The sequence below is a fragment of the Burkholderia sp. AU44665 genome (assembly GCF_030504405.1).
In the GTDB taxonomy this organism is placed as follows: Bacteria; Pseudomonadota; Gammaproteobacteria; order Burkholderiales; family Burkholderiaceae; genus Burkholderia; species Burkholderia semiarida.
Genome location: NZ_JAUJRI010000012.1, coordinates 141,598 through 164,627, shown reverse-complemented (window position 1 = coordinate 164,627; position 23,030 = coordinate 141,598). Strand labels below are relative to the sequence as shown.

Annotated in this window: 22 protein-coding genes; 20 read left to right on the top strand and 2 right to left on the bottom strand. The window is 66.7% G+C overall.

Translation table 11 applies throughout. The features are described 5' to 3' along the window. The 18 genes from QZM15_RS23395 to QZM15_RS23310 form a co-directional block, all read left to right on the top strand. Positions 1-956, top strand: a 956-nt coding sequence (locus QZM15_RS23395; protein ID WP_302107334.1) for a (Fe-S)-binding protein, incomplete at its 5' end; no start/stop codon positions are given. Positions 957-1,043: 87 nt separating this feature from the next. Next, the gene (locus tag QZM15_RS23390; protein WP_060966669.1) at positions 1,044-1,487 is read left to right on the top strand and encodes an HIT family protein; all 444 of its coding nucleotides are present in this window, start codon (positions 1,044-1,046) and stop codon (positions 1,485-1,487) included. Further along, on the top strand, positions 1,484-1,897 hold the full coding sequence (locus tag QZM15_RS23385) for a gamma-butyrobetaine hydroxylase-like domain-containing protein (RefSeq protein ID WP_006487879.1): 414 nt from the start codon (positions 1,484-1,486) through the stop codon (positions 1,895-1,897). The genes QZM15_RS23390 and QZM15_RS23385 overlap by 4 nt, the downstream gene beginning before the upstream one ends. A gap of 52 nt (positions 1,898-1,949) precedes the next feature. After that, positions 1,950-2,681 (top strand): bifunctional demethylmenaquinone methyltransferase/2-methoxy-6-polyprenyl-1,4-benzoquinol methylase UbiE, encoded by a 732-nt coding sequence (ubiE, locus tag QZM15_RS23380; RefSeq protein WP_059578778.1) that lies wholly within the window; start codon positions 1,950-1,952, stop codon positions 2,679-2,681. 41 nt (positions 2,682-2,722) lie between these two features. Next, a complete protein-coding gene (locus QZM15_RS23375; RefSeq protein WP_089465130.1) occupies positions 2,723-3,757 on the top strand; it encodes a Tim44 domain-containing protein in 1,035 nt (344 codons plus the stop codon). A 164-nt stretch (positions 3,758-3,921) separates the two neighbouring features. Next, positions 3,922-4,548 (top strand): SCP2 domain-containing protein, encoded by a 627-nt coding sequence (locus QZM15_RS23370; RefSeq protein ID WP_302107333.1) that lies wholly within the window; start codon positions 3,922-3,924, stop codon positions 4,546-4,548. Between the two features lie 12 nt (positions 4,549-4,560). Further along, positions 4,561-6,138 carry a ubiquinone biosynthesis regulatory protein kinase UbiB gene (ubiB, locus tag QZM15_RS23365; RefSeq protein WP_059578770.1) on the top strand — a complete coding sequence of 526 codons (1,578 nt, stop codon included), beginning with the start codon at positions 4,561-4,563 and terminating at the stop codon, positions 6,136-6,138. A gap of 17 nt (positions 6,139-6,155) precedes the next feature. Continuing rightward, positions 6,156-6,782 carry a methyltransferase domain-containing protein gene (locus QZM15_RS23360; protein WP_059578768.1) on the top strand — a complete coding sequence of 209 codons (627 nt, stop codon included), beginning with the start codon at positions 6,156-6,158 and terminating at the stop codon, positions 6,780-6,782. Between the two features lie 95 nt (positions 6,783-6,877). Continuing rightward, on the top strand, positions 6,878-7,231 hold the full coding sequence (locus QZM15_RS23355) for an FmdB family zinc ribbon protein (RefSeq protein WP_099316806.1): 354 nt from the start codon (positions 6,878-6,880) through the stop codon (positions 7,229-7,231). A 61-nt stretch (positions 7,232-7,292) separates the two neighbouring features. After that, positions 7,293-7,943 carry a DUF502 domain-containing protein gene (locus QZM15_RS23350; protein WP_059578762.1) on the top strand — a complete coding sequence of 217 codons (651 nt, stop codon included), beginning with the start codon at positions 7,293-7,295 and terminating at the stop codon, positions 7,941-7,943. A gap of 67 nt (positions 7,944-8,010) precedes the next feature. After that, a complete protein-coding gene (aspS, locus tag QZM15_RS23345) occupies positions 8,011-9,813 on the top strand; it encodes an aspartate--tRNA ligase (protein WP_006485737.1) in 1,803 nt (600 codons plus the stop codon). 159 nt (positions 9,814-9,972) lie between these two features. After that, a complete protein-coding gene (gene nudB, locus QZM15_RS23340) occupies positions 9,973-10,467 on the top strand; it encodes a dihydroneopterin triphosphate diphosphatase (RefSeq protein ID WP_059578816.1) in 495 nt (164 codons plus the stop codon). Beyond that, the gene (gene clsB, locus QZM15_RS23335) at positions 10,464-11,738 is read left to right on the top strand and encodes a cardiolipin synthase ClsB (protein ID WP_302107332.1); all 1,275 of its coding nucleotides are present in this window, start codon (positions 10,464-10,466) and stop codon (positions 11,736-11,738) included. Before nudB ends, clsB begins: the two co-directional genes overlap by 4 nt. 199 nt (positions 11,739-11,937) lie before the next feature. Then, entirely contained in the window at positions 11,938-12,537 is a 600-nt protein-coding gene (locus QZM15_RS23330; RefSeq protein WP_059578757.1) for a TetR/AcrR family transcriptional regulator, read from the top strand. 57 nt (positions 12,538-12,594) lie between these two features. Next, positions 12,595-14,382, top strand: coding sequence for an acyl-CoA dehydrogenase C-terminal domain-containing protein (locus QZM15_RS23325; protein WP_104011909.1), 1,788 nt, complete (start codon positions 12,595-12,597; stop codon positions 14,380-14,382). A 118-nt stretch (positions 14,383-14,500) separates the two neighbouring features. After that, positions 14,501-16,936: a 3-hydroxyacyl-CoA dehydrogenase/enoyl-CoA hydratase family protein gene (locus QZM15_RS23320; protein ID WP_302107331.1), complete on the top strand. Its 2,436-nt coding sequence runs from the start codon at positions 14,501-14,503 to the stop codon at positions 16,934-16,936. 27 nt (positions 16,937-16,963) lie between these two features. Then, entirely contained in the window at positions 16,964-18,163 is a 1,200-nt protein-coding gene (locus tag QZM15_RS23315) for an acetyl-CoA C-acyltransferase (RefSeq protein ID WP_059642934.1), read from the top strand. Positions 18,164-18,254: 91 nt separating this feature from the next. After that, entirely contained in the window at positions 18,255-19,022 is a 768-nt protein-coding gene (locus QZM15_RS23310; RefSeq protein ID WP_226225247.1) for an enoyl-CoA hydratase, read from the top strand. Between the two features lie 51 nt (positions 19,023-19,073). Here QZM15_RS23310 and fdhD read toward each other — a convergent pair whose 3' ends face one another. Then, positions 19,074-19,922, bottom strand: coding sequence for a formate dehydrogenase accessory sulfurtransferase FdhD (fdhD, locus tag QZM15_RS23305; protein ID WP_124658659.1), 849 nt, complete (start codon positions 19,920-19,922; stop codon positions 19,074-19,076). Between the two features lie 120 nt (positions 19,923-20,042). Here fdhD and QZM15_RS23300 point away from each other — a divergent pair, with 120 nt between their 5' ends. Then, on the top strand, positions 20,043-20,525 hold the full coding sequence (locus QZM15_RS23300; RefSeq protein ID WP_059642940.1) for a nitrate reductase associated protein: 483 nt from the start codon (positions 20,043-20,045) through the stop codon (positions 20,523-20,525). Between the two features lie 33 nt (positions 20,526-20,558). Here QZM15_RS23300 and QZM15_RS23295 read toward each other — a convergent pair whose 3' ends face one another. Beyond that, complete coding sequence (locus tag QZM15_RS23295; protein WP_006485741.1) at positions 20,559-20,954, bottom strand: acyl-CoA thioesterase; 396 nt, start codon at positions 20,952-20,954, stop codon at positions 20,559-20,561. 175 nt (positions 20,955-21,129) lie between these two features. On the opposite strand from QZM15_RS23295, the gene QZM15_RS23290 reads away from it, so the two are divergent. Then, positions 21,130-23,001 (top strand): ABC transporter ATP-binding protein/permease, encoded by a 1,872-nt coding sequence (locus tag QZM15_RS23290; protein WP_060314964.1) that lies wholly within the window; start codon positions 21,130-21,132, stop codon positions 22,999-23,001. The last annotated feature ends 29 nt before the right edge of the window (positions 23,002-23,030 follow it).

Here is a 23,030-nt window from a genome sequence, read left to right as displayed (position 1 = left end):
ACAAGAAGATGCCGGGCAACCTGCCGAAGAAGACGGCGCGCGCGCTGCTGGACATCGAGGACAACAAGATCGTGCCGATCATCCGCAACCCGAAATCGACGACCGTCGATTCGGAAGCGGTGTTCTATTTCCCGGGCTGCGGCTCCGAGCGGCTGTTCTCGCAGGTGGGGCTGGCGACGCAGGCGATGCTGTGGGAGGCGGGCGTGCAGACGGTGCTGCCGCCGGGCTATCTGTGCTGCGGCTATCCGCAGCGCGGCTCGGGCCAGTACGACAAGGCCGAGAAGATCGTGACGGACAACCGCGTGCTGTTCCACCGGGTGGCGAACACGCTGAACTACCTGGACATCAAGACGGTGGTGGTGTCGTGCGGCACGTGCTACGACCAGCTCGCGGGCTACGAATTCGACAAGATCTTCCCGGGCTGCCGGATCATCGACATCCACGAGTTCCTGCTGGAGAAGGGGATGAAGCTCGACGGCGTGACGGGCACGCGCTACATGTACCACGACCCGTGCCACACGCCGATCAAGACGATGGACCCGGTGAAGCTGGTCAACGAGCTGATGGGTTCGGAGAAGGACGGCTACACGATCGAGAAGAACGATCGCTGCTGCGGCGAATCGGGCACGCTGGCGGTCACGCGGCCGGACATCTCGACGCAGGTGCGCTTCCGCAAGGAAGAAGAGATCCGCAAGGGCGCGGCGAAGCTGCGTGCGATTCCGGTGGTGGCGGGCGACGCGGCGGCGCCGGCGGCAGTGGCCGCGGCCGGCCCGGACGTGAAGATCCTGACGAGCTGCCCGTCGTGCCTGCAGGGGCTGTCGCGCTACGGCGAGGACGCGAATCTCGAAGCGGACTACATCGTGGTCGAGATCGCGCGCCAGGTGCTCGGCGAGAACTGGATGGCCGATTATGTCGCACGGGCCAACCATGGCGGGATCGAGCGCGTGCTGGTCTAATGCGGGCATGACGACCGCCCGGCCGGGCGACGGATGAGAGCGGGCGCCGGCGCTGATGCGCCGGCGCCCGTCCACATGGGAGCGACGATGGAATGCGTGTTTTGCCGTGAAGACGGCGGCGAGGTGCTCTGGCAGGACGATGCGCTGCGCGTCGTGCTCGCGACGGGCGAGCACGACTACCCGGGCTTCTGCCGGGTGATCTGGGGCGCGCACGTCGCCGAGTTCTCCGATCTCGGCGAGTCGGAGCGGGCACACTTGATGCGCGTGGTCTACGCGGTCGAGCGGGCCGTGCGCCGCGTGATGCAGCCGAACAAGGTGAATCTCGCGAGCCTCGGCAACATGGTGCCGCACGTGCACTGGCACGTGATTCCGCGTTTTTCCAACGATGCCCATTTTCCGCAGCCCGTATGGGCGCCGCGCCAGCGCAGCGTGTCCGAGGCGCTGCTGCGCTCGCGCGCGGCGCAGGCCTCGCTGCTGCACAATGCGGTGCGCGAGGAAATTCAACGCATGATCGATTCGAGGCAGCCATGAGCGGTTTGACTTCCACGACGCCGATTCCGTCCGGCGTCGTCGTGCACGCGGTGTCGCGCGTGCTCGAATTGCAGTATCCGAACGGCGAGAGTTACCGGATTCCGTTCGAGCTGATGCGCGTGTATTCGCCGTCGGCCGAGGTGCGCGGCCACGGGCCCGGCCAGGAGACGTTGCAGACCGGCAAGCGCGAAGTGACGATCACCGCGCTCGAGGGCGTCGGCAACTACGCGCTGCAGCCGACGTTCTCCGACGGCCATTCGACCGGCATCTACTCGTGGGATCTGCTGTACGAACTGGCGACGCAGCAGGACGCGCTGTGGCGCGACTATTTCGACAAACTGAAGGCGGCGGGCGTCGAGCGCGACGCCCCGATGCAGGCGGCCGGCGCGCCGCACGGCCACTGCCACTGAAATCGACGGCGCCCGCTCGGCGCCGTCTTGCCATTTACTGAGGATCAACGCGATGAGCAAAACCCACTTCGGCTTCGAAAGCGTCGAGGAAAACGAAAAAGCGAAGAAAGTGGCGGGCGTGTTTCATTCGGTCGCGAGCAACTACGATCTGATGAACGACCTGATGTCGGCGGGCATGCACCGCGCGTGGAAGGCGTTCACGATCGCGCAGGCGAACGTACGCCCCGGCTTCAAGGTGCTCGACATCGCGGCCGGCACCGGCGACCTGACCAAGTCGTTCGCGAAGGCGGCCGGGCCGACGGGCGAGGTCTGGCATACCGACATCAACGAATCGATGCTGCGCGTCGGCCGCGACCGACTGCTCGACAAGGGCATCGTGACGCCGTCGCTGTTGTGCGACGCCGAGAAAATTCCCTTTCCGGACAACTACTTCGATGTGGTGACGGTCGCGTTCGGGCTGCGCAACATGACGCACAAGGACGCCGCGCTCGCCGAGATGCGCCGCGTGACGAAGCCCGGCGGCCGCGTGATGGTGCTGGAATTCTCGAAAGTCTGGGATCCGCTGAAAAAAGCGTACGATCTGTATTCTTTCAAAGTATTACCGTGGCTTGGCGACAAGTTCGCGAAAGATGCTGAAAGTTATCGGTATCTTGCTGAATCTATCCGGATGCACCCCGATCAGGACACGCTGAAGACGATGATGGAACAAGCGGGCCTCGATGCCGTCAAATATTACAATTTGTCAGGTGGCGTGGTAGCTTTACACATGGGAGCCAAGTACTAAGGGGCTCTTTCCATACATTTGTCTTACATCTGGAGAAACTGATGTTCGAATCGCGTTCGTTGTTCAACCGTGGCAAGCCGTCGAAGCCGTGGGCTCGACGGGTCGGCACCCTGCTGATGGTCGGCCTGCTCACGGCCGGCACGTTCGCATCGCTCGACGCTGAGGCCAAGCGCATGGGCGGCGGGCGCAGCATCGGCCGCCAGAGTTCCACCGTCACGCAGCGTCAGGCCACGCCGCCCGCGCAGCAGCCGATGCAGCAAGCGGCGCCGTCGCAGGCGCAGCGTACGAACCCGGCCGCGCCCACGCCGGCCGCGCAACCCAACCGCTCGCGCTGGCTCGGGCCGATCGCCGGCCTCGCGGCCGGTCTCGGCATCGCGGCGCTGCTGTCGCACTTCGGCCTCGGCGGCGCGTTCGCGAGCATGATGGCGAACGTCATCGTGATCGCGTTGCTCGCGATGGTCGGCATCTGGCTGATCCGCAAGTTCATGAACCGCCGTCGCCCGCAGGAGCCGGCGTATTCGGTCGGCGGCGCGTCGTCGTCGTCGGGCGGCTACGCGCAAAGCCCGTCGTTCCAGCAGGGCAACACCGGCAGCAACTATGCAGGTAGCGGCAGCAGCTATGCGAACGAAGCGCAGAGCGTGTTCGGCGGCGGTGCGGCGGCGGCCGGTGCGGCAGGCGCGATGGCGGCTGCGCCGCTGCAGGTGCCGGCCGGCTTCGATACCGAAGCGTTCCTGCGCAGCGCGAAGGTGTACTTCGTGCGCCTGCAGGCTGCGTGGGACCAGGGCAACCTGGCCGACATCCGCGAGTTCACGACGCCCGAAATGTTCGCCGAGATCAAGGTCGACCTCGATTCGCGCGGCACCGACGCGAACCAGACCGACGTCGTGCAGCTCGACGCGGAACTGGTCGCGATCGAGGATCGCGGCATCGAGCAGTCGGCGAGCGTACGCTTCCACGGTCTGATCCGCGAATCGGCGAATACGTCGGCCACGCCGTTCGACGAGGTGTGGAACCTGTCGAAGTCGGGCAGTCAGGGCTGGCTGCTCGCGGGTATCCAGCAGATCAACACGCACTGAGCGTGACCGGCGGCCCGCGCCGCCGGGCATCCGCGCGACGGCCGCCGCACTGCGACCGCTTGCCGCCCGGGTGTACGGTCGGGCACGGTCTGCCGCCGATCCGACGTTACAATAGAAACCCGCGTGGGCGCCCGGCCTGCGCGGGTTTTTTCTTTCCCAGCCCGATGACCTTTGCCGCCAAGCCTTTTGCTGCTGCCGTCAATCACCTGCTCGCGCGCGAATCGTGGGCGCGCGACCGCCTGATTCCCTATGCGGGCAAGACTGCCCGGATCGACGTGCCTCCCGTCACGCTCACGCTGCTCGTGCAGCCCGACGGTTATCTGTCGGCCGTCGACGCGCACGATGCGCACAAGGTCGACGTGTCGATCGCGCTCGCCGGCGACACGGTCGCCGCGTTCCTGCAGGGCGGCCAGGCGGCCGTGATGAAGCACGTGAAGATCGAGGGCGACGCGGAATTCGCGACGCAGATCGCGAAGCTGGCCGAGCATCTGCGCTGGGAACCTGAGGAAGATCTCGCGAAGCTGGTCGGCGACGCGGCCGCGTACCGGATCGCGACGTTCGTGCGCGACGCCGGCGCGCGCGTGCGCCGCACCGGCCGCAACGTGCTCGATTCCGTCGCCGAATACTGGCTCGACGAGAACCCGCAAGTCGTCCGGCGCACGTCGCTCGGCGGTTTCGACGCGGAACTGGCGCGCGCGCGCGATGCGCTCGCGCGGGTCGAAAAGCGGGTCGAGCGACTCGAACAAAAAATCGGCGCGCGCACGGGTTCCGGCCCGCGCGGCGCGCACTGAGGGCCGCAGGGCATGCGCATTTTCCGTTTCATCAAGATTGTCTACACCGTCATCCGCTTTGGCCTCGACGAAGTGATGCTGTCCCGGATCGACGACCGGCGCGTGAAGCTGCTGCTGCGGATCACGACGATCGGCCGCCGCTATTCCGATCCGCCGGCCGTACGGCTGCGTCACGCGCTCGAAAGCCTCGGCCCGATCTTCGTGAAGTTCGGCCAGGTGCTGTCGACGCGCCGCGACCTGCTGTCGGTCGATTTCGCGAACGAACTCGCGAAGCTGCAGGACCAGGTGCCGCCGTTCGATTCGGCCGTCGCGATCGCGATCATCGAGAAATCGCTCGGCGCGCCGGTCGACGAACTGTTCGACGAATTCGAGCGCGAGCCGATCGCGAGCGCGTCGATCGCACAGGTGCATTTCGCGAAGCTGAAGCAGGGCGCGCATGCGGGCAAGGCGGTCGCCGTCAAGGTGCTGCGCCCGAACATGCTGCCGGTGATCGATTCCGACCTCGCGCTGATGCGCGACATCGCGACGTGGACCGAGCGCATGTGGGCCGACGGCCGACGCCTGAAGCCGCGCGAGGTCGTCGCCGAATTCGACAAGTACCTGCACGACGAGCTCGACCTGATGCGCGAGGCCGCGAACGGCAGCCAGCTGCGCCGCAACTTCGCGGGCCTCGACCTGCTGCTCGTGCCGGAGATGTTCTGGGATTTCTCGACGTCGCAGGTGCTCGTGATGGAGCGCATGACCGGTGTGCCGATCAGCCAGGTCGAGACGCTGCGCTCGGCGGGCGTCGACATCAAGAAGCTCGCGCGCGAAGGCGTCGAGATCTTCTTCACGCAGGTGTTCCGCGACGGCTTCTTCCATGCGGACATGCACCCCGGCAACATCCAGGTGAGCCTCGATCCGAACACGTTCGGCCGCTATATCGCGCTCGATTTCGGGATCGTCGGCGCGCTGTCCGATTTCGACAAGAACTACCTCGCGCAGAACTTCCTCGCGTTCTTCAAGCGCGACTACCACCGCGTCGCGACGCTCCACCTCGAATCGGGCTGGGTGCCGCCCGAGACGCGCGTCGAGGAGCTCGAAAGTGCGATCCGGGCGGTGTGCGAGCCGTATTTCGACCGCGCGCTGAAGGACATTTCGCTCGGCCAGGTGCTGATGCGCCTGTTCTCGACGTCGCGCCGCTTCAACGTCGAGATCCAGCCGCAGCTCGTGCTGCTGCAGAAGACGATGCTGAACGTGGAAGGGCTCGGCCGCTCGCTCGACCCCGAACTCGATCTGTGGAAGACCGCGAAGCCGTATCTCGAGCGCTGGATGACCGAGCAGATCGGCCTGCGCGGCTGGTACGAGCGGTTCAAGGTCGAGGCGCCGCAGTGGAGCAAGACGCTGCCGCAGCTGCCGCGCCTGATCCACCATGCGATGGCCGCGCGCCACGACGCGCCGCGCGCCGCGAGCGAGGAGCTGATGCGCCAGATCCTCGTCGAGCAGAAACGGACGAACCGGCTGATGCAGGCGTTGCTGATCTTCGGCCTGGCCGTCGGCGTCGGCGCGCTCGTCGCGCGCGTGCTGCTCGCGCTCGCGTACGGCGCCTAATCGAAAGGAGCGCGGCGATGTCCGATCCGAAGCAACCGGCCGCACCGTCGGCCGCCGATTTCGCGACGCGCGACCCGGGCAGCGCGTCGTTCTGGAACGAGCGCTTCGAGCGCGGCGTGACGCCGTGGGAATTCGGCGGCGTGCCGGACGGCTTTCGCGTGTTCGCGCGGCGGCTCGAGCCGTGCGCGGTGCTGATCCCCGGCTGCGGCAGCGCGCAGGAGGCCGGATGGCTCGCGCAGGCCGGCTGGCCGGTGCGCGCGATCGATTTCGCCGCGCAGGCGGTCGCTGCCGCGAAGGCGCAGCTCGGCGCGCATGCGGACGTCGTCGAGCAGGCGGATTTTTTCCAGTACCGGCCGCCGTTCGACGTGCAGTGGGTGTACGAGCGAGCGTTTCTGTGCGCGTTGCCGCCGGCCATGCGCGCCGACTATGCGGCGCGGATGGCCGAGCTGCTGCCCGCGGGCGGCTTGCTGGCCGGCTATTTCTTCCTGGTGGCGAAGCCGAAGGGGCCGCCGTTCGGCATCGAGCGTGCGGAGCTCGACGCGCTGCTCGCGCCGCACTTCGAACGGGTGGAGGATTTGCCGGTGACCGATTCGCTGGCCGTGTTCGACGGGCACGAGCGCTGGCTCACGTGGCGTCGCCGCTGATGCGCCGGTGTCTCGGCCATTGCCGGAGCGCGCCCGGGTTTCGGCTATAATTCAAGGTTTTGCAAGCCGTTTCCAGTTTCCGCGGGAAAAATATCATGCCGATCTACGCCTATCGATGCGAAGCGTGCGGTTTCGCGAAGGACGTGCTCCAGAAGATGAGCGACGCGCCGCTGTCGCAATGCCCTGAATGCGGGAAGGATGCTTTTCGCAAACAGGTGACTGCCGCCGGGTTCCAGCTCAAGGGCTCGGGGTGGTATGTCACCGATTTCCGCGGTGGCTCGGGCGGCACCAGCGCACCGGCGGCGACGTCGGGCGACGCGGCGCCGGCAGCCTCCGGGGCGCAAGCCGCACCCGCCGCGGCCGCGCCGGCCGCGGCGAGCAGTTCAAGCAGCACCACGACGACGAGCGCCGCGCCGGCACCGGCCGCGACGCCCGCCGCCGGCAGTTGACCGTCGCGGCCCGGCCGGGTCGCGACCAACCCGCGCCGCCGGCGCGGTTCATTGACGGCAGATGATGAAAAAGACGACCCTGAAAACGGTGTTCCTGACCGGCTTGCTGGTTCTCGTCCCGCTCGCGATCACGCTGTGGGTGCTCGGCCTCATCATCGGCACGATGGATCAGACGCTGCTCCTGCTGCCCGAATCGTGGCAGCCCGAGCGGATGCTCGGCTTCCATCTGCCGGGGATCGGCGCGGTGCTCACGCTCGCGTTCATCTTCGTGGTCGGGCTGGCCACGCAGAACTTCATCGGCCAGAAGCTCGTCACGTGGTGGAACGCGGTCGTGCGCCACATCCCGGTCGTCGGGCCGATCTACACGAGCGTCAAGCAGGTATCGGACACGCTGCTGTCGAGCAGCGGCAACGCGTTCCGCAAGGCGCTGCTGATCGAATACCCGCGCCGCGGCTCGTATACGATCGCGTTTCTGACCGGCGTGCCCGGCGGCGACGTGGTCAACCATCTGACGGAAGAGTACGTGAGCGTGTACGTGCCCACGACGCCGAACCCGACATCCGGCTTCTTCCTGATGCTGCCGAAGAGCGAAGTCATCGAACTCGACATGTCGGTCGATGCCGCGCTCAAGTACATCGTCTCGATGGGCGTCGTGGCGCCTTCGGCGCCGGTTCCGGCGCCCGCCCGCCGTCCCGTCGAGCCGCCGCTGTAAGTAAAGAATCATCGCCCGGGCCGCGCGTTGCGGCGCCCGTTGATCAAACCGAACGAAAGCAAACATCATGTCGATGCGTACTGAATACTGCGGTCTCGTGACCGAACACCTGCTGGGCCAAACCGTGTCGCTGTGCGGCTGGGTGCAGCGCCGCCGCGATCACGGCGGTGTGATCTTCATCGACCTGCGCGATCGTGAAGGCCTCGTGCAGGTGGTGTGCGACCCGGATCGCGCCGAGATGTTCGCGACCGCCGAAGGCGTGCGCAACGAGTTCTGCGTGCAGATCAAGGGCCTCGTGCGCAACCGTCCGGAAGGCACGGTCAACGCCGGCCTGAAGAGCGGCAAGATCGAAGTGCTGTGCCACGAGCTGAACGTGCTGAACGCGTCGGTCACGCCGCCGTTCCAGCTCGACGACGACAACCTGTCGGAAACGACGCGCCTCACGCACCGCGTGCTCGACCTGCGCCGCCCGCAGATGCAGCACAACCTGCGCCTGCGCTACCGCGTCGCGATCGAGGCACGCAAGTATCTCGACGAGCAGGGCTTCATCGACATCGAAACGCCGATGCTGACGAAGAGCACGCCGGAAGGCGCGCGCGACTATCTCGTGCCGTCGCGCGTGAACGCGGGCCAGTTCTTCGCGCTGCCGCAGTCGCCGCAGCTGTTCAAGCAGCTGCTGATGGTTGCGAACTTCGACCGTTACTACCAGATCACCAAGTGCTTCCGCGACGAGGATCTGCGCGCCGACCGCCAGCCGGAATTCACGCAGATCGACTGTGAAACGTCGTTCCTCGGCGAGCAGGAAATCCGCGACCTGTTCGAGGACATGATCCGTCACATCTTCAAGACGACGATCGACGTCGAGCTCGACGCGAAATTCCCGGTGATGCCGTACTCGGAAGCGATGGCGCGTTTCGGCTCGGACAAGCCGGACCTGCGCGTGCAGCTCGAATTCACCGAGCTGACCGACGCGATGAAGGACGTCGACTTCAAGGTGTTCAGCACGCCGGCGAACGCGAAGGACGGCCGGGTCGCGGCGCTGCGCGTGCCGAAGGGCGGCGAGCTGTCGCGCGGCGACATCGACGGCTACACGGAATTCGTGCGCATCTACGGCGCGAAGGGCCTCGCGTGGATCAAGGTCAACGAGAAGGCGAAGGGCCGCGACGGCCTGCAAAGCCCGATCGTCAAGAACCTGCACGACGCATCGATCGCGGCGATCCTCGAGCGCACCGGCGCTGAGGACGGCGACATCATCTTCTTCGCGGCCGACCGCGCGAAGGTCGTCAACGACAGCCTGGGCGCGCTGCGCCTGAAGATCGGCCATTCGGAATTCGGCAAGGCGAACGGTCTCGTCCAGGCCGGCTGGAAGCCGCTGTGGGTCGTCGACTTCCCGATGTTCGAATACGACGACGAAGACGCGCGCTACGTCGCTGCGCACCATCCGTTCACGAGCCCGAAGGATGAGCACCTCGAGTACCTCGAGACCGATCCGGGCCGCTGCCTCGCGAAGGCGTACGACATGGTGCTGAACGGCTGGGAAATCGGCGGCGGCTCGGTGCGTATCCACCGCGAGGAAGTGCAGAGCAAGGTGTTCCGCGCGCTGAAGATCGGCGCGGAAGAAGCGCAGGCGAAGTTCGGCTTCCTGCTGGACGCGCTGCAGTACGGCGCGCCGCCGCACGGCGGTATCGCGTTCGGTCTCGACCGCATCGTCACGATGATGGCCGGCGCCGATTCGATCCGCGACGTGATCGCGTTCCCGAAGACCCAGCGTGCGCAGGATCTGCTCACGCAGGCGCCGAGCCCGGTCGACGAGCGTCAACTGCGCGAGCTGCACATCCGTCTGCGTCAGCCGGAGCAGCCGAAGGCGTAACGCGCTTTCGCCCCCTCTGTCGTGTGTGCGGTCACGCGCACACGACACCCATGAAAAAGGCGCGGTGCGCCTTTTTCATTTTTTGCGGTACAGTCGCAGCACTTGCCGCACGTTCGGGGCACAGGGTCGACGCACGGCCTCGTGCCGCATGAAACCAAGATGACGAAGCCGCCGAAAATCCCTGAATCCGTTCTCGTCGTGATCTACACGCCCGACCTCGACGTGCTCGTGATCAAGCGTGCCGACCAGCCCGATTTCTGGCAATCGGTCACCGGCTCGAAGGACGCGCTCGACGAGCCGCTCGCGCTCACCGCCGCGCGCGAAGTAGCCGAGGAAACCGGCATCGCGGTCGGCACGCCTGACGTGCCGGCCAGCGCGCTCGTCGACTGGCATCACCGGATCGAATACACGATCTATCCGCAATACCTGCACCGCTATGCGCCGGGCGTCACGCGCAACGTCGAGCACTGGTTCGGGCTGTGCGTGCCGCATCGTGTCGACGTGACGCTGTCGCCGCGCGAGCACGTCGATCACGCGTGGCTGCCGTTCCGCGAGGCGGCCGCGCGCTGTTTCTCGCCGTCGAACGCCGAGGCGATCCTGCAATTGCCCGTACGCGTGGCGCTCGCGCGCGCGCCGCACGGCTCGTCCGCATGAATGCGGAAACCCGCAAGCGCTTCGCGCAATTGCGGCAGATGTTCCTGCAGGAGCGCGGCTCCGCATCGCGGCTCGCGTTTACGGCCGGCAACACCGTGCGGCTGTGCGAAACCGGCGGCGAATTCTTCCAGGCGCTGATCGATCGGATCGATGCCGCCCGCGAGCAGGTGATGCTCGAAACCTACATCTTCTGCGACGACGCGGCCGGCCGACCGGTGTCGGACGCGCTGATCCGCGCGGTGCAGCGCGGCGTGCGCGTGCGCGTGATCACCGACGGCATCGGCACCGCGCGCTTGCCGCTGTTCGACACGTGGGCCGAGGCCGGTGTCGAGCACTGCATCTACAACCGCTACCTGTTCGGCCGCTTCGGCTTCTCGCGCACGCACCGCAAGCTCGCGGTGGTCGATCACGCGGTCGCGTTCTGCGGCGGCATCAACATCGTCGACGACTACACGCAGGGCAGCGCGACGCTGCCGTTCCCGCGCTGGGATTTCGCGGTCGAGATGGCTGGGCCCGCGGTGTCCGACGTGCGCGCCGCGTTCGAGCTGCAGTGGCACCGGATCCAGTTCGGCCACAAGCCGTACGCGCAGTACGCGGCCGGGCTGCACGGCGGCGAAGCGTTCCCGGACATGTTCCGGCGCTGGATGCGCAGCCACCGGTGGATCAAGGCCGGCGCGCTGCGGGTCGTGACGGAGCCGAGCGTGGCGTTCGTCGCGCGCGACAACGTCGTGAACCGCAGCGCGATCGAGAAGGCGTATCTCGCGGCGATCGGCCAGGCGCGCCAGCGGATCCTGCTCGCGAATCCATACTTCATGCCGGGCCGCAAGCTGCGCCGCGCGCTGACGGGCGCGGCCCGCCGCGGGGTCGACGTGCAGGTGCTGATCGGCCGCAAGGAGTTCACGGCGCTCGATACGGCCGTGCCGTTCCTGTATCACTCGCTGTTGCGCGCGGGCGTGCGCGTCGCCGAATACGACAAGACGATCCTGCACGGCAAGGTCGCCGTGATCGACGACAACTGGGCGACGGTCGGCTCGTCGAATCTGGACGCGCTGAGCCTGATGCTGAACAATGAAGCGAACGTCGTGCTGGTGCGCTACGATGCAGTCACGAACCAGTTGCGCGACGCGATCGCCACCGCGTTCGCCGAAGGGCGCGAGATCGACGCCGCGCACTACGCCGCGCGCCCGCGCATCGAGCGGCTGCTGAACTGGCTGGCGTACAACACGTACCGCCTCCTGATGAAGGCGCTGACGGTCGGCGGTTACGACTGACGCAGACTAAGCATTCACTTCAAAAATCCGTCCGCACGTTCGTGCGGAAAAGCCGCTCCGGTCCCGCCGGAATCGCGCAAAATAGCGGCTCGGTTAGACACCGGTTTCTAATAATTTCCTTGTTTCGCGAGCGGCCGCACTCAATAATAGTACGGCCGTTCGATTTTATTCGAACCCCCGAACGGTTACAGAAATAGCTATGCGAAAAGGCGAACAGACGCGTGCCGCGATACTCGAAGCTGCTTTGGACCTCGCCAGCCGTGACGGGCTGGAGGGGCTGACGATCGGCCTGCTGGCCGAGCGCATGCAGATGAGCAAGAGCGGCGTGTTCGCGCACTTCGGATCGCGCGAGGACCTGCAGGTCGAGGTCGTCCGCGAGTACCACCATCGTTTCGAGAACGAGGTGTTCTTTCCGAGCCTGCGCGAGGCGCGCGGTCTGCCGCGTCTTCGGGCGATGCTGGCGCGCTGGATGGAGAAGCGCATCCAGGAGGTGACGACCGGGTGCATCTACATCAGCGGCGCGGTGGAGTACGACGACCGGCCGGACAGCCCCGTGCGCGAACAGTTGATCGCGAGCGTGACCGCCTGGCGTGCCGCGTTGCTGCGCGCCATTTCGCAGGCGATGGAAGAAGGGCATCTGCGCGCGGATACGGATCCGGAATTGATGCTCTTCGAGTTGTACAGCTTCACGCTCGGCCTGCATCACGACGCACGCTTCCTGCATTCGCCGGACGCCGTGCGCCTCACGTGGGCCGCGCTGGAAAAGACGATTGTTTCGTATCAGAGCGAGAGCCGTTAGCGGCGCGTGACCCGCCCGCCAGGAGCTCGAGCCGTTTGCCCACCTTTGGAGAGAGTCATGGGACAGTACGCCGCGCCGCTGCGCGACATGCAATTCGTGTTGCACGAGCTTCTGAACGTCGAAGCCGAAGTCAAGCAAATGCCCAAGCATGCGGACCTCGACGCCGACACGATCAACCAGGTCCTCGAGGAAGCGGGCAAGTTCTGCTCCGAGGTACTGTTCCCGCTGAACCAGGTCGGTGACCGCGAAGGCTGCACGTATGAAGGCGACGGCGTCGTGAAGACCCCGACCGGCTTCAAGGAAGCGTATCAGCAATACGTCGAAGCCGGCTGGCCGGCGCTCGGCTGCGATCCGGACTACGGCGGCCAGGGCCTGCCCGCGTTCGTGAACAACGCACTCTACGAAATGCTGAACTCGGCGAACCAGGCCTGGACGATGTATCCGGGCCTGTCGCACGGCGCGTACGAATGCCTGCACGCGCACGGCGCGCCGGAACTGCAGCAGCAATACCTGCCGAAGCTCGTGTCGGGCGAATGGACCGGCACGATGTGCCTGACCGAGCCGCACTGCGGCACCGATCTCGGCATCCTGCGCACCAAGGCCGAACCGAACGGCGACGGCTCGTACTCGATCAGCGGCACGAAGATCTTCATCTCGAGCGGCGAGCACGACATGTCGAAGAACATCGTCCACCTCGTGCTCGCGCGCCTGCCGGACGCGCCGCAAGGCACGAAGGGGATCTCGCTGTTCATCGTGCCGAAGTTCATTCCGGACGCTTCGGGCGAGCCGGGCGAGCGCAACGGCATCAAGTGCGGCTCGATCGAGCACAAGATGGGCATCCACGGCAACTCGACGTGCGTGATGAACCTCGACGGTGCGAAGGGCTGGATGGTCGGCGAGCCGAACAAGGGCTTGAACGCGATGTTCGTGATGATGAATGCCGCGCGTCTGGGTGTCGGCATGCAGGGCCTCGGCCTCACGGAAGTCGCGTACCAGAACTCGCTGACGTACGCGAAGGAACGCCTGCAGATGCGTTCGCTGACCGGCCCGAAGGCACCGGACAAGCCGGCCGATCCGATCATCGTGCACCCGGACGTGCGCCGCATGCTGCTCACGCAGAAGGCCTACGCGGAAGGCGCGCGCGCATTCACGTACTGGTCCGCGCTGCAGATCGACAAGGAGCTGTCGCACGCCGACGAAGCGGTGCGCAAGGAAGCGGCCGACCTCGTCGCGCTGCTCACGCCGATCATCAAGGCGTTCCTGACCGACAACGCGTTTGAGTGCACGAACCATGCGATGCAGATCTATGGCGGCCACGGCTTCATCTCCGAGTGGGGCATGGAGCAGTACGTGCGCGACGCGCGGATCAACATGATCTACGAAGGCACGAACTCGATCCAGTCGCTCGACCTGCTGGGCCGCAAGGTGCTCGGCGACATGGGCGCGAAGCTGAAGAAGTTCGGCAAGCTCGTGACCGAATTCGCGGAAGCCGAAGGCGTGAAGCCCGAGATGGCCGAGTTCATCAACCCGCTCGCCGACATCGGTGAAAAGGTGCAGAAGCTGACGATGGAAATCGGCATGAAGGCGATGCAGAACCCGGACGAAGTCGGCGCCGCGGCCGTGCCGTACCTGCGCACCGTTGGCCACCTGGTGTTCTCGTACTTCTGGGCGCGCATGGCGCGCATCGCGCTCGACAACGAAGCGTCGGGCGATCCGTTCTACAAGTCGAAGCTCGCCACCGCCCGCTTCTACTTCGCGCGTCTGCTGCCCGAAACGGCATCGACGATCCGCGCCGCGCGCGCCGGTTCGAAGACGCTGATGGAAGTCGACGAATCGCTGTTCTGATCCAAGTCCGGGCGGTGCGCGCCGCGTGCCGCGCCGCCCGAACGCAACGGTTCCTGGTACTCACTTCGCCGTGCAGCCACCATATTCCGCGCTGCACGACACTATCCGGAGACATCCCGTGAGCAATTTCCTGATTCGCAAGGTCGCCGTGCTGGGCGCCGGCGTGATGGGCGCGCAGATCGCCGCGCACCTCGTCAACGCGCGCGTGCCGGTGCTGCTGTTCGACCTGCCGGCCAAGGAAGGCCCGAAAAACGCGATCGCGCTGAAGGCGATCGAGAACCTGAAGAAGCTGTCGCCCGCGCCGTTCGGCGTGAAGGACGACGCGAAGTACCTCGAAGCGGCGAACTACGAGGACGACATCGCGAAGCTGGCCGAATGCGACGTCGTGATCGAGGCGATCGCCGAGCGGATGGACTGGAAGCACGACCTGTACAAGAAGGTCGCACCGCACATCGCCTCGCACGCGATCTTTGCGACCAACACGTCGGGCCTGTCGATCACGAAGCTGTCCGAAGGTTTCTCGGACGAGCTGAAGGCGCGCTTCTGCGGCGTGCACTTCTTCAACCCGCCGCGCTACATGCACCTCGTCGAGCTGATCCCGACCGCGCATACGCGGCCGGAAATCCTCGACCAGCTCGAAACGTTCCTGACGAGCGTCGTCGGCAAGGGCGTCGTGCGCGCGAAGGACACGCCGAACTTCATCGCGAACCGCGTCGGCATCTTCTCGATCCTCGCGGTGATCACCGAGGCCGCGAAGTTCGGCCTGCGCTTCGACGAAGTCGACGACCTGACGGGCAGCCGCCTCGGCCGCGCGAAGTCGGCGACGTTCCGCACCGCGGACGTGGTCGGCCTCGACACGATGGCGCACGTGATCAAGACGATGCAGGACAACCTCGCCGACGATCCGTTCTTCCCGGTCTACCAGATGCCCGCCGTGCTCGCCGAGCTGGTGAAGCAGGGCGCGCTCGGCCAGAAGACGGGCGGCGGTTTCTACAAGAAGGAAGGCAAGGCGATCAAGGTGCTCGACGCGAAGACGGGCACCTACGTCGACTCGGGCGCGAAGGCGGACGAAACGGTCGGCCGCATCCTGAAGCGTCCGCCGGCGGAACGCCTGAAGCTGCTGCGCGAGACGAACCATCCGCACGCGCAGTTCCTGTGGTCGATCTTCCGCGACGTGTTCCATTACATCGGCGTGCATCTCGAATCGATCGCCGACAACGCGCGCGACGTCGATCTCGCGATCCGCTGGGGCTTCGGCTGGAACGAAGGCCCGTTCGAAGGCTGGCAGGCCGCCGGCTGGAAGCAGGTCGCCGAGTGGGTGCAGGAAGACATCGCGGCCGGCAAGGCGCTCGCGAACGTGCCGCTGCCGTCGTGGGTGCTCGAAGGCCCGGTCGCCGAGAAGGGCGGCGTGCACACGGCCGAAGGCTCGTGGGCGCCGGCCGCCAAGCGTTTCGTGCCGCGTTCGGACCTGGCCGTGTACGACAAGCAGGTGTTCCGTGCGCCGCTCGTCGGCGAAGCCGGCGCCGACCCGAAGACGTACGGCAAGACGCTGTTCGAAACCGACGCGGTGCGCGCGTGGGTCGACGATCGTGCCGGCGAGGACGACGTCGTGATCGTGTCGTTCAAGTCGAAGATGAACACGATCGGACCGAGCGTGATCGACGGCCTCGTGCAGGCGATCGAACTCGCGGAGAAGGATTACAAGGGCGTGGTGATCTGGCAGCCGACGTCGCTGAAGCTCGGCACGCCGGGCGGCCCGTTCTCGGCAGGCGCGAACCTCGAGGAGGCGATGCCCGCGTTCATGATGGGCGGCGCGAAGGGCATCGAGCCGTTCGTGAAGAAATTCCAGGAAGGCATGCTGCGCGTGAAGTACGCGAACGTGCCGGTCGTCGCGGCCGTGTCGGGCATCGCGCTCGGCGGCGGGTGCGAGCTGATGCTGCACAGCGCGAAGCGCGTCGTGCACGTCGAGAGCTACATCGGCCTCGTCGAAGTGGGCGTCGGCCTCGTGCCGGCCGGCGGCGGCCTGAAGGAAGCGGCGCTGCGCGCAGCGGAAGCCGCGACGGCCGCGAACGCGACCACCGACATCCTGAAGTTCGTCACGAAGTCGTTCGAGAACGCGGCGATGGCGAAGGTGTCGTCGTCCGCGCACGACGCGCGTGCGATGGGCTACGTGAAGCCGTCCGACACGATCGTCTTCAACGTGTTCGAACTGCTCGACACCGCGAAGAAGGAAGCGCGTGCGCTGGCCGCCACCGGCTACCGCGCGCCGCTGCGCGCGAAGGACGTGCCGGTCGCGGGCCGCTCGGCGATCGCGACGATCAAGGCATCGCTCGTCAACATGCGTGACGGCCGCTTCATCAGCGACCACGACTACCTGATCGCGAGCCGCATCGCCGAAGCCGTGTGCGGCGGCGACGTCGAAGCCGGCAGCCTCGTCGACGAAGAATGGCTGCTCGCGCTCGAGCGTCGCGCGTTCGTCGAGCTGCTCGGCACGCAGAAGACGCAGGAACGGATCATGGGCATGTTGCAGACCGGCAAGCCGGTGCGTAACTGAGCGAGCGGATAAGGCAAGGAGTTTCAAATGAGCAAACAACTGCAAGACGCATACATCGTCGCCGCCAGCCGCACGCCGATCGGCAAGGCCCCGCGCGGTGTCTTCAAGAACACGCGCCCCGACGAGCTGCTGGTTCACGCGATCAAGTCGGCGGTCGCTCAGGTGCCCGGCCTCGACACGAAGGTGATCGAGGACGCGATCATCGGCTGCGCGATTCCGGAAGCGGAGCAGGGCCTGAACGTCGCGCGCATGGGCGCGCTGCTGGCGGGCCTGCCGCAGACGGTCGGCGGCGTGACGGTCAACCGCTTCTGCGCGTCGGGCATCACCGCGCTGGCGATGGCGGCCGACCGCATCCGCGTCGGCGAATCGGACGCGATCTTCGCGGGCGGCTGCGAATCGATGAGCATGGTGCCGATGATGGGCAACAAGCCGTCGATGTCGCCGCACATCTTCGATCGCAGCGAAGACTTCGGCATCGCGTACGGGATGGGCCTGACGGCCGAGCGCGTCGCCGAGCAGTGGAAGGTGAGCCGCGAGGACCAGGACGCGTTCTCGGTCGAGTCGCACCGCAAGGCGCTCGCCGCGCAGCAGGCCGGCGAGTTCGGCGACGAAATCGCCGCGTACACGATCACCGAGCGTTTCCCGAACCTCGCGACCGGCGAAGTCGACGTGAAGACACGCGAGATCAAGCTCGACGAAGGTCCGCGCGCGGATACGTCGCTCGAAGGCCTCGCGAAGCTGCGCACGGTGTTCGCGAACAAGGGCTCGGTCACGGCCGGCAACAGCTCGCAGACGTCGGACGGCGCGGGCGCGCTGCTCGTCGTGTCGGAGAAGGTGCTCAAGCAATTCAACCTGACGCCGCTCGCGCGCTTCGTGAGCTTCGCGGTGCGTGGCGTGCCGCCGGAAATCATGGGTATCGGTCCGAAGGAAGCGATTCCGGCCGCGCTGAAGGCCGCCGGCCTGAAACAGGACGATCTCGACTGGATCGAACTGAACGAAGCGTTCGCCGCGCAATCGCTGGCGGTGATGCGCGACCTCGGCCTCGATCCGTCGAAGGTCAACCCGATGGGCGGCGCGATCGCACTGGGCCACCCGCTCGGCGCGACCGGCGCGATCCGCGCGGCGACCGTCGTGCACGGCCTGCGCCGCCGCAACCTGAAGTACGGGATGGTCACGATGTGCGTCGGCACCGGCATGGGCGCCGCGGGCATCATCGAGCGCCTGTAAGCGAGGCGCGGATAAAAGCGACGACGGTGCGCGGGCCACGAGCTCGCGCACCGTTTTTTCATTCCGGTAGAGACAGTCAAAGGAGACGGTTGTGGCCGACATTCAAGTGGAACGCGCCGACGGCGTGATGACGATCACGATCGCGCGCCCGGCGAAGAAGAATGCGCTGACGGCGGCGATGTACCAGACGATGGCCGACGCGCTCGCCGACGCGCAGGAAGACAAGGCGACGCGCGTGATCCTGCTGCGCGGCAGCGACGGCAATTTCAGCGCGGGCAACGATCTCGAGGATTTCCTGAAGTCGCCGCCGAAGGACGACACCGCCTCGGTGTTCCAGTTCCTGGCGCGGATCAGCAGCGCGAGCAAGCCGATCGTGGCAGCGGTGCCGGGCATTGCGGTCGGCGTCGGCGTGACGATGCTGCTGCACTGCGATCTGGTCTACGCGGCCGACACCGCGACGTTCTCGCTGCCTTTCGTGCAGCTCGGGCTGTGCCCGGAAGCCGCGTCGAGCGCGCTGCTGCCGCGCCTGGCCGGCCATCAGGTCGCCGCCGAGAAGCTGCTGCTGGGCGAGGCGTTCGACGCGCTGGAAGCGCACCGGATCGGCATCGTCAACCGCGTGCTGCCGGCGGCGGAGCTCGACGCATTCGCGGCGAAGCAGGCGGCGAAGCTGGCGGCGCTGCCGGCGGCATCGCTGCGTGTGACCAAGGCGCTGCTCAAGGATACGGGCGGCGTGGCGACGCCCGCGCGGATGGCCGAGGAAGCGCGCCACTTCTCGGCGATGCTGCGCGCGCCGGAAGCGCGCGAGGCGATGACGGCGTTCTTCGAGAAGCGCAAGCCGGATTTCCGTCAGTTCGACTGACGGCGCAGGCCGCGCCGCCGGGGGATCGCCGGTGCGCGGCCGCGATCGCGATCAGGCCGTGCCGTAGTCGACGTGGCCCGTTTCGCGGCAGAAGCTGACGAGCCGCAAGCCGGCCGCCTTCGCGATCTCGATCGCGAGCGACGACGGCGCGGAGATGGTCGCGACCAGCGGGATGCCGACCCGTGCGGCCTTGCGTACCAGCTCATAGCTCGCGCGGCTCGACAGGAACACGAAGCCGTCGGTGGTATCGGCGCGCAACAGCACGAGCGAGCCGATCAGCTTGTCGAGCGCATTGTGGCGGCCGACATCCTCGAATGCCGCGCGGATCGCGCCTGTTGCGTCGCACCACGCGGCCGCGTGCAGGCCGCCGGTCAGTTTCGTCAGCGCCTGATGCGCCGGCAGCGCATGCGCGGCGCGCGCCAGCGCATCGGGCGCGAGGCGCGCGAGAAAGCCGGTATCGGGCACGCGTTCGGGCGCCAGATCGAGCAGGTCGATGCTTTCGATGCCGCACACGCCGCAGCCCGTGCGCCCGGCGAGCGCGCGGCGCCGGTCCTTCAGCGCGGCGAACGCCTGCTGGACGACTTCCAGGTGGACTTCCGCGTGCGGCAACGGCGCATCGGCATGCAGGATCACCTCGATGTCCTTGATGTCGCTGCCGCGCGCGACGATTCCCTCCGAGATCGCGAAGCCGACCGCGAACGCTTCGAGGTCGCATGGCGTACACATCATCACCGCGTGCGAGATGCCGTTGAAGACGAGTGCGACCGGCCATTCCTGGCCGACGAAGTCGTGCGCGGTTTCGACCGCGCCGCCGCGCGTGCGGCTCACGGGCAGCTCGATCGCGCCGTGCGGCTCATCGCGCAACGCGTTGCGCGGATCGTCTGATTGGGTCGGATTCACGAGCACTCCCGTTGATTCGACGCACGGCCGGCGACGATCGTGCCGCCGCCCGCGCGCAGAGGTTCTAAAATACCCCAGGCAAGCCGGCCGCGCCGGCATCCGCCACGTCAGGTAACGACCATGGGACTCAGCGACGCTCCGTTGCTCTTCAACTTCGAACACGATTCGTCGGAAAACTTCACGTACATCCCGATGATCGTGCGTTTCAATCTCGACCGCTTCGGGCTGCGGATTTCGCTCGAACAGTGGCAACTGCTGCCGCTCGAGGACCGCAAGCTGCTCGCGCGCTTCCCGGCCGACGACGACACCGCGATCGAGCCCAACTTCGATCATGCGCTGTTCGAAATGCTGCGCACGCACGCCGATCTGGAGCCGTCATGGTTTCAGCCGGACGAGCAGCCGGCCTGGCGCGACGTCGACACGGTGCCGGAGTCGCTCGTGCAGCAGAGCGCGCTGGCCGGGCTGCCGGCGCCCGCGCTCGCGCAGTGGCAGCGGCTCGCGCCGTTCCAGCGCTACGTGCTGGTGAAGCTGTCGCGCAAGCCGAAGCTGAATCACGATTTCCTGCCCGCGATGCGGGAGTTCGGGCTGACGGCCACGCATTGACGGCCGCCTGCCGCGCCGCTGCGCGTGCCCGCGTCAGAGCGGCGGCAGTTGCCGCGGCTTGCGGTCCGGGCCGGTCGCGACGTAGGTGAGCGTCGCTTCGGTGACCTTCACGACTTCGCCCATCAGGCGCATGCGCTGCGCGTACACCTCGACGTCGACCGTGATCGACGTGTTGCCGGTGCGCATGATCGTGGCGTAGAAGCTCAGCAGATCGCCGACGAATACCGGCTGCTTGAACACGAACGAGTTGACCGCGACCGTCGCGACGCGGCCGTTCGCGCGCTGGCTCGCGGGAATCGAGCCGGCGATGTCGACCTGCGACATGATCCAGCCACCGAACACGTCGCCGTGAACGTTCGCGTCGTGCGGTTGCGGGACGACGCGCAGCGCGGGCTGCTTCTGCGGGAGTTCGAGGGTCGAATCGGTCATGGCGGGGGCTTTCATCCTGTAATAAATGGGCCGCCGCGCGCAGGCCGGCCGGCAAGGCCGCCGGCAGCGGCGCGAAGCGGCTTCTGCGACAATACAACGTTCGCAAATTGTACGAGAAAGCGCGCGAGCCGGCCGTCGATACGCGCGTCCGGCATCGCCGCAGGACCTTTTCCCCATGCGCCGATTTCCCGCTTCCGGCGAGCCCGCGCCGGCTTCGACCGGGCCCCGCAACGACTGGCAGACGATCCGGTCGCTGCTGCCGTACCTGACCACCTACAAATGGCGCGTCGCGCTCGCGCTCGGCTGCCTGATCGGCGCGAAGGTCGCGAACCTCGGCGTGCCGGTCGTGATGAAGCGCATCGTCGACCACCTGTCCGCCGTGCAGCAGCTCACCGCGCTCGGCCGCGCCGAGCAGTCGGCCGGGATCGTGCTCGCGGGCGGCGTCGGGCTGCTGGTCGTCGCGTACGCGCTCGTGCGGCTGTCGACGTCGCTCTTTACCGAGCTGCGCGAGATCCTGTTCTCGAAGGTCACGGAGAGCGCGGTGCGCCAGCTCGCGCTGCAGGTGTTCCGGCACCTGCACGGGCTGTCGCTGCGGTTTCATCTCGAACGCCAGACGGGCGGCATGTCGCGCGACATCGAGCGCGGCACGCGCGGCATCCAGCAACTGATTTCGTATTCGCTGTACAGCATCCTGCCGACGCTCGTCGAGGTCGGGCTCGTGCTCGGCTTCTTCGTGGTCAAGTACGAGGCCTACTACGCGTACGTGACGTTCGCCGCGCTCGTCACGTACATCGTGTTCACCGTGAAGGTCACCAACTGGCGCACGCACTTCCGCCGCACGATGAACGAGCTCGATTCGCGCGCGAACTCGCGGGCGATCGATTCGCTGATCAACTACGAGACGGTGAAGTACTTCGGCAACGAGGAGTGGGAGGCGCAGCGCTACGACGAGAACCTGAAGCGCTACCGGAAGGCCGCGATCCGCTCGCAGAACTCGCTGTCGGTGCTGAACTTCGGCCAGCAGGCGATCATCGGCACGGGGCTCGTGTTCATCCTGTGGCGCGCGACGCAGGGCGTGCTCGCGGGCAAGCTGACGCTCGGCGATCTCGTGCTGATCAACACGTTCATGCTGCAGCTGTACATCCCGCTGAATTTCCTGGGTGTCGTCTATCGCGAGCTGAAGCAGAGCCTCACCGACATGGATCGGATGTTCGGGCTGCTGTCGGCGCCGAAGGAAGTGGCCGACCGGCCGGATGCGCCGCCGCTCGCGGTGGCCGGCGCGCAGGTGCGCTTCGAGCACGTGAACTTCGCGTACGAGCCGTCGCGGCCGATCCTGCACGACGTGACCTTTACGATCGAGGCCGGCACGACGACCGCGGTGGTCGGCCACAGCGGTTCGGGGAAATCGACGCTGTCGCGGCTGCTGTTCCGCTTCTACGATCTCGACCGGCAGACGGGCGGCGCGATCCGGATCGACGGCCAGGACATTCGCGACGTCACGCAGGAATCGCTGCGCGCGTCGATCGGGATCGTGCCGCAGGACACCGTGCTGTTCAACGACTCGATCTACTACAACATCGCGTACGGCCGGCCGACGGCGAGCCGCGACGAGGTGGTCGCGGCCGCGCGCGCCGCGCACATCCACGATTTCATCGAGAGCTTGCCGAAGGGCTATGACACGCCGGTCGGCGAGCGCGGGCTGAAGCTGTCCGGCGGCGAGAAGCAGCGCGTCGCGATCGCGCGCACGCTGCTGAAGGATCCGCCGGTGCTGCTGTTCGACGAAGCGACGTCGGCGCTCGATTCGCGCTCGGAACGCGCGATCCAGCACGAACTCGACCAGATCGCGCGGCATCGCACGACGCTCGTGATCGCGCACCGGCTGTCGACGGTCGTGCACGCGCAGCAGATTCTCGTGATGGATCACGGGCGGATCGTCGAGCGCGGCACGCACGACGAACTCGTGCGCGCCGACGGGCTGTATGCGCAGATGTGGGCGCTGCAGCAGCAGCGCGCGGCAGCCGGCGGGGAAGAGGCCGAGGCCGCGTGAGTGCGGTGTCGCGCAACGCGGCGCGCGGC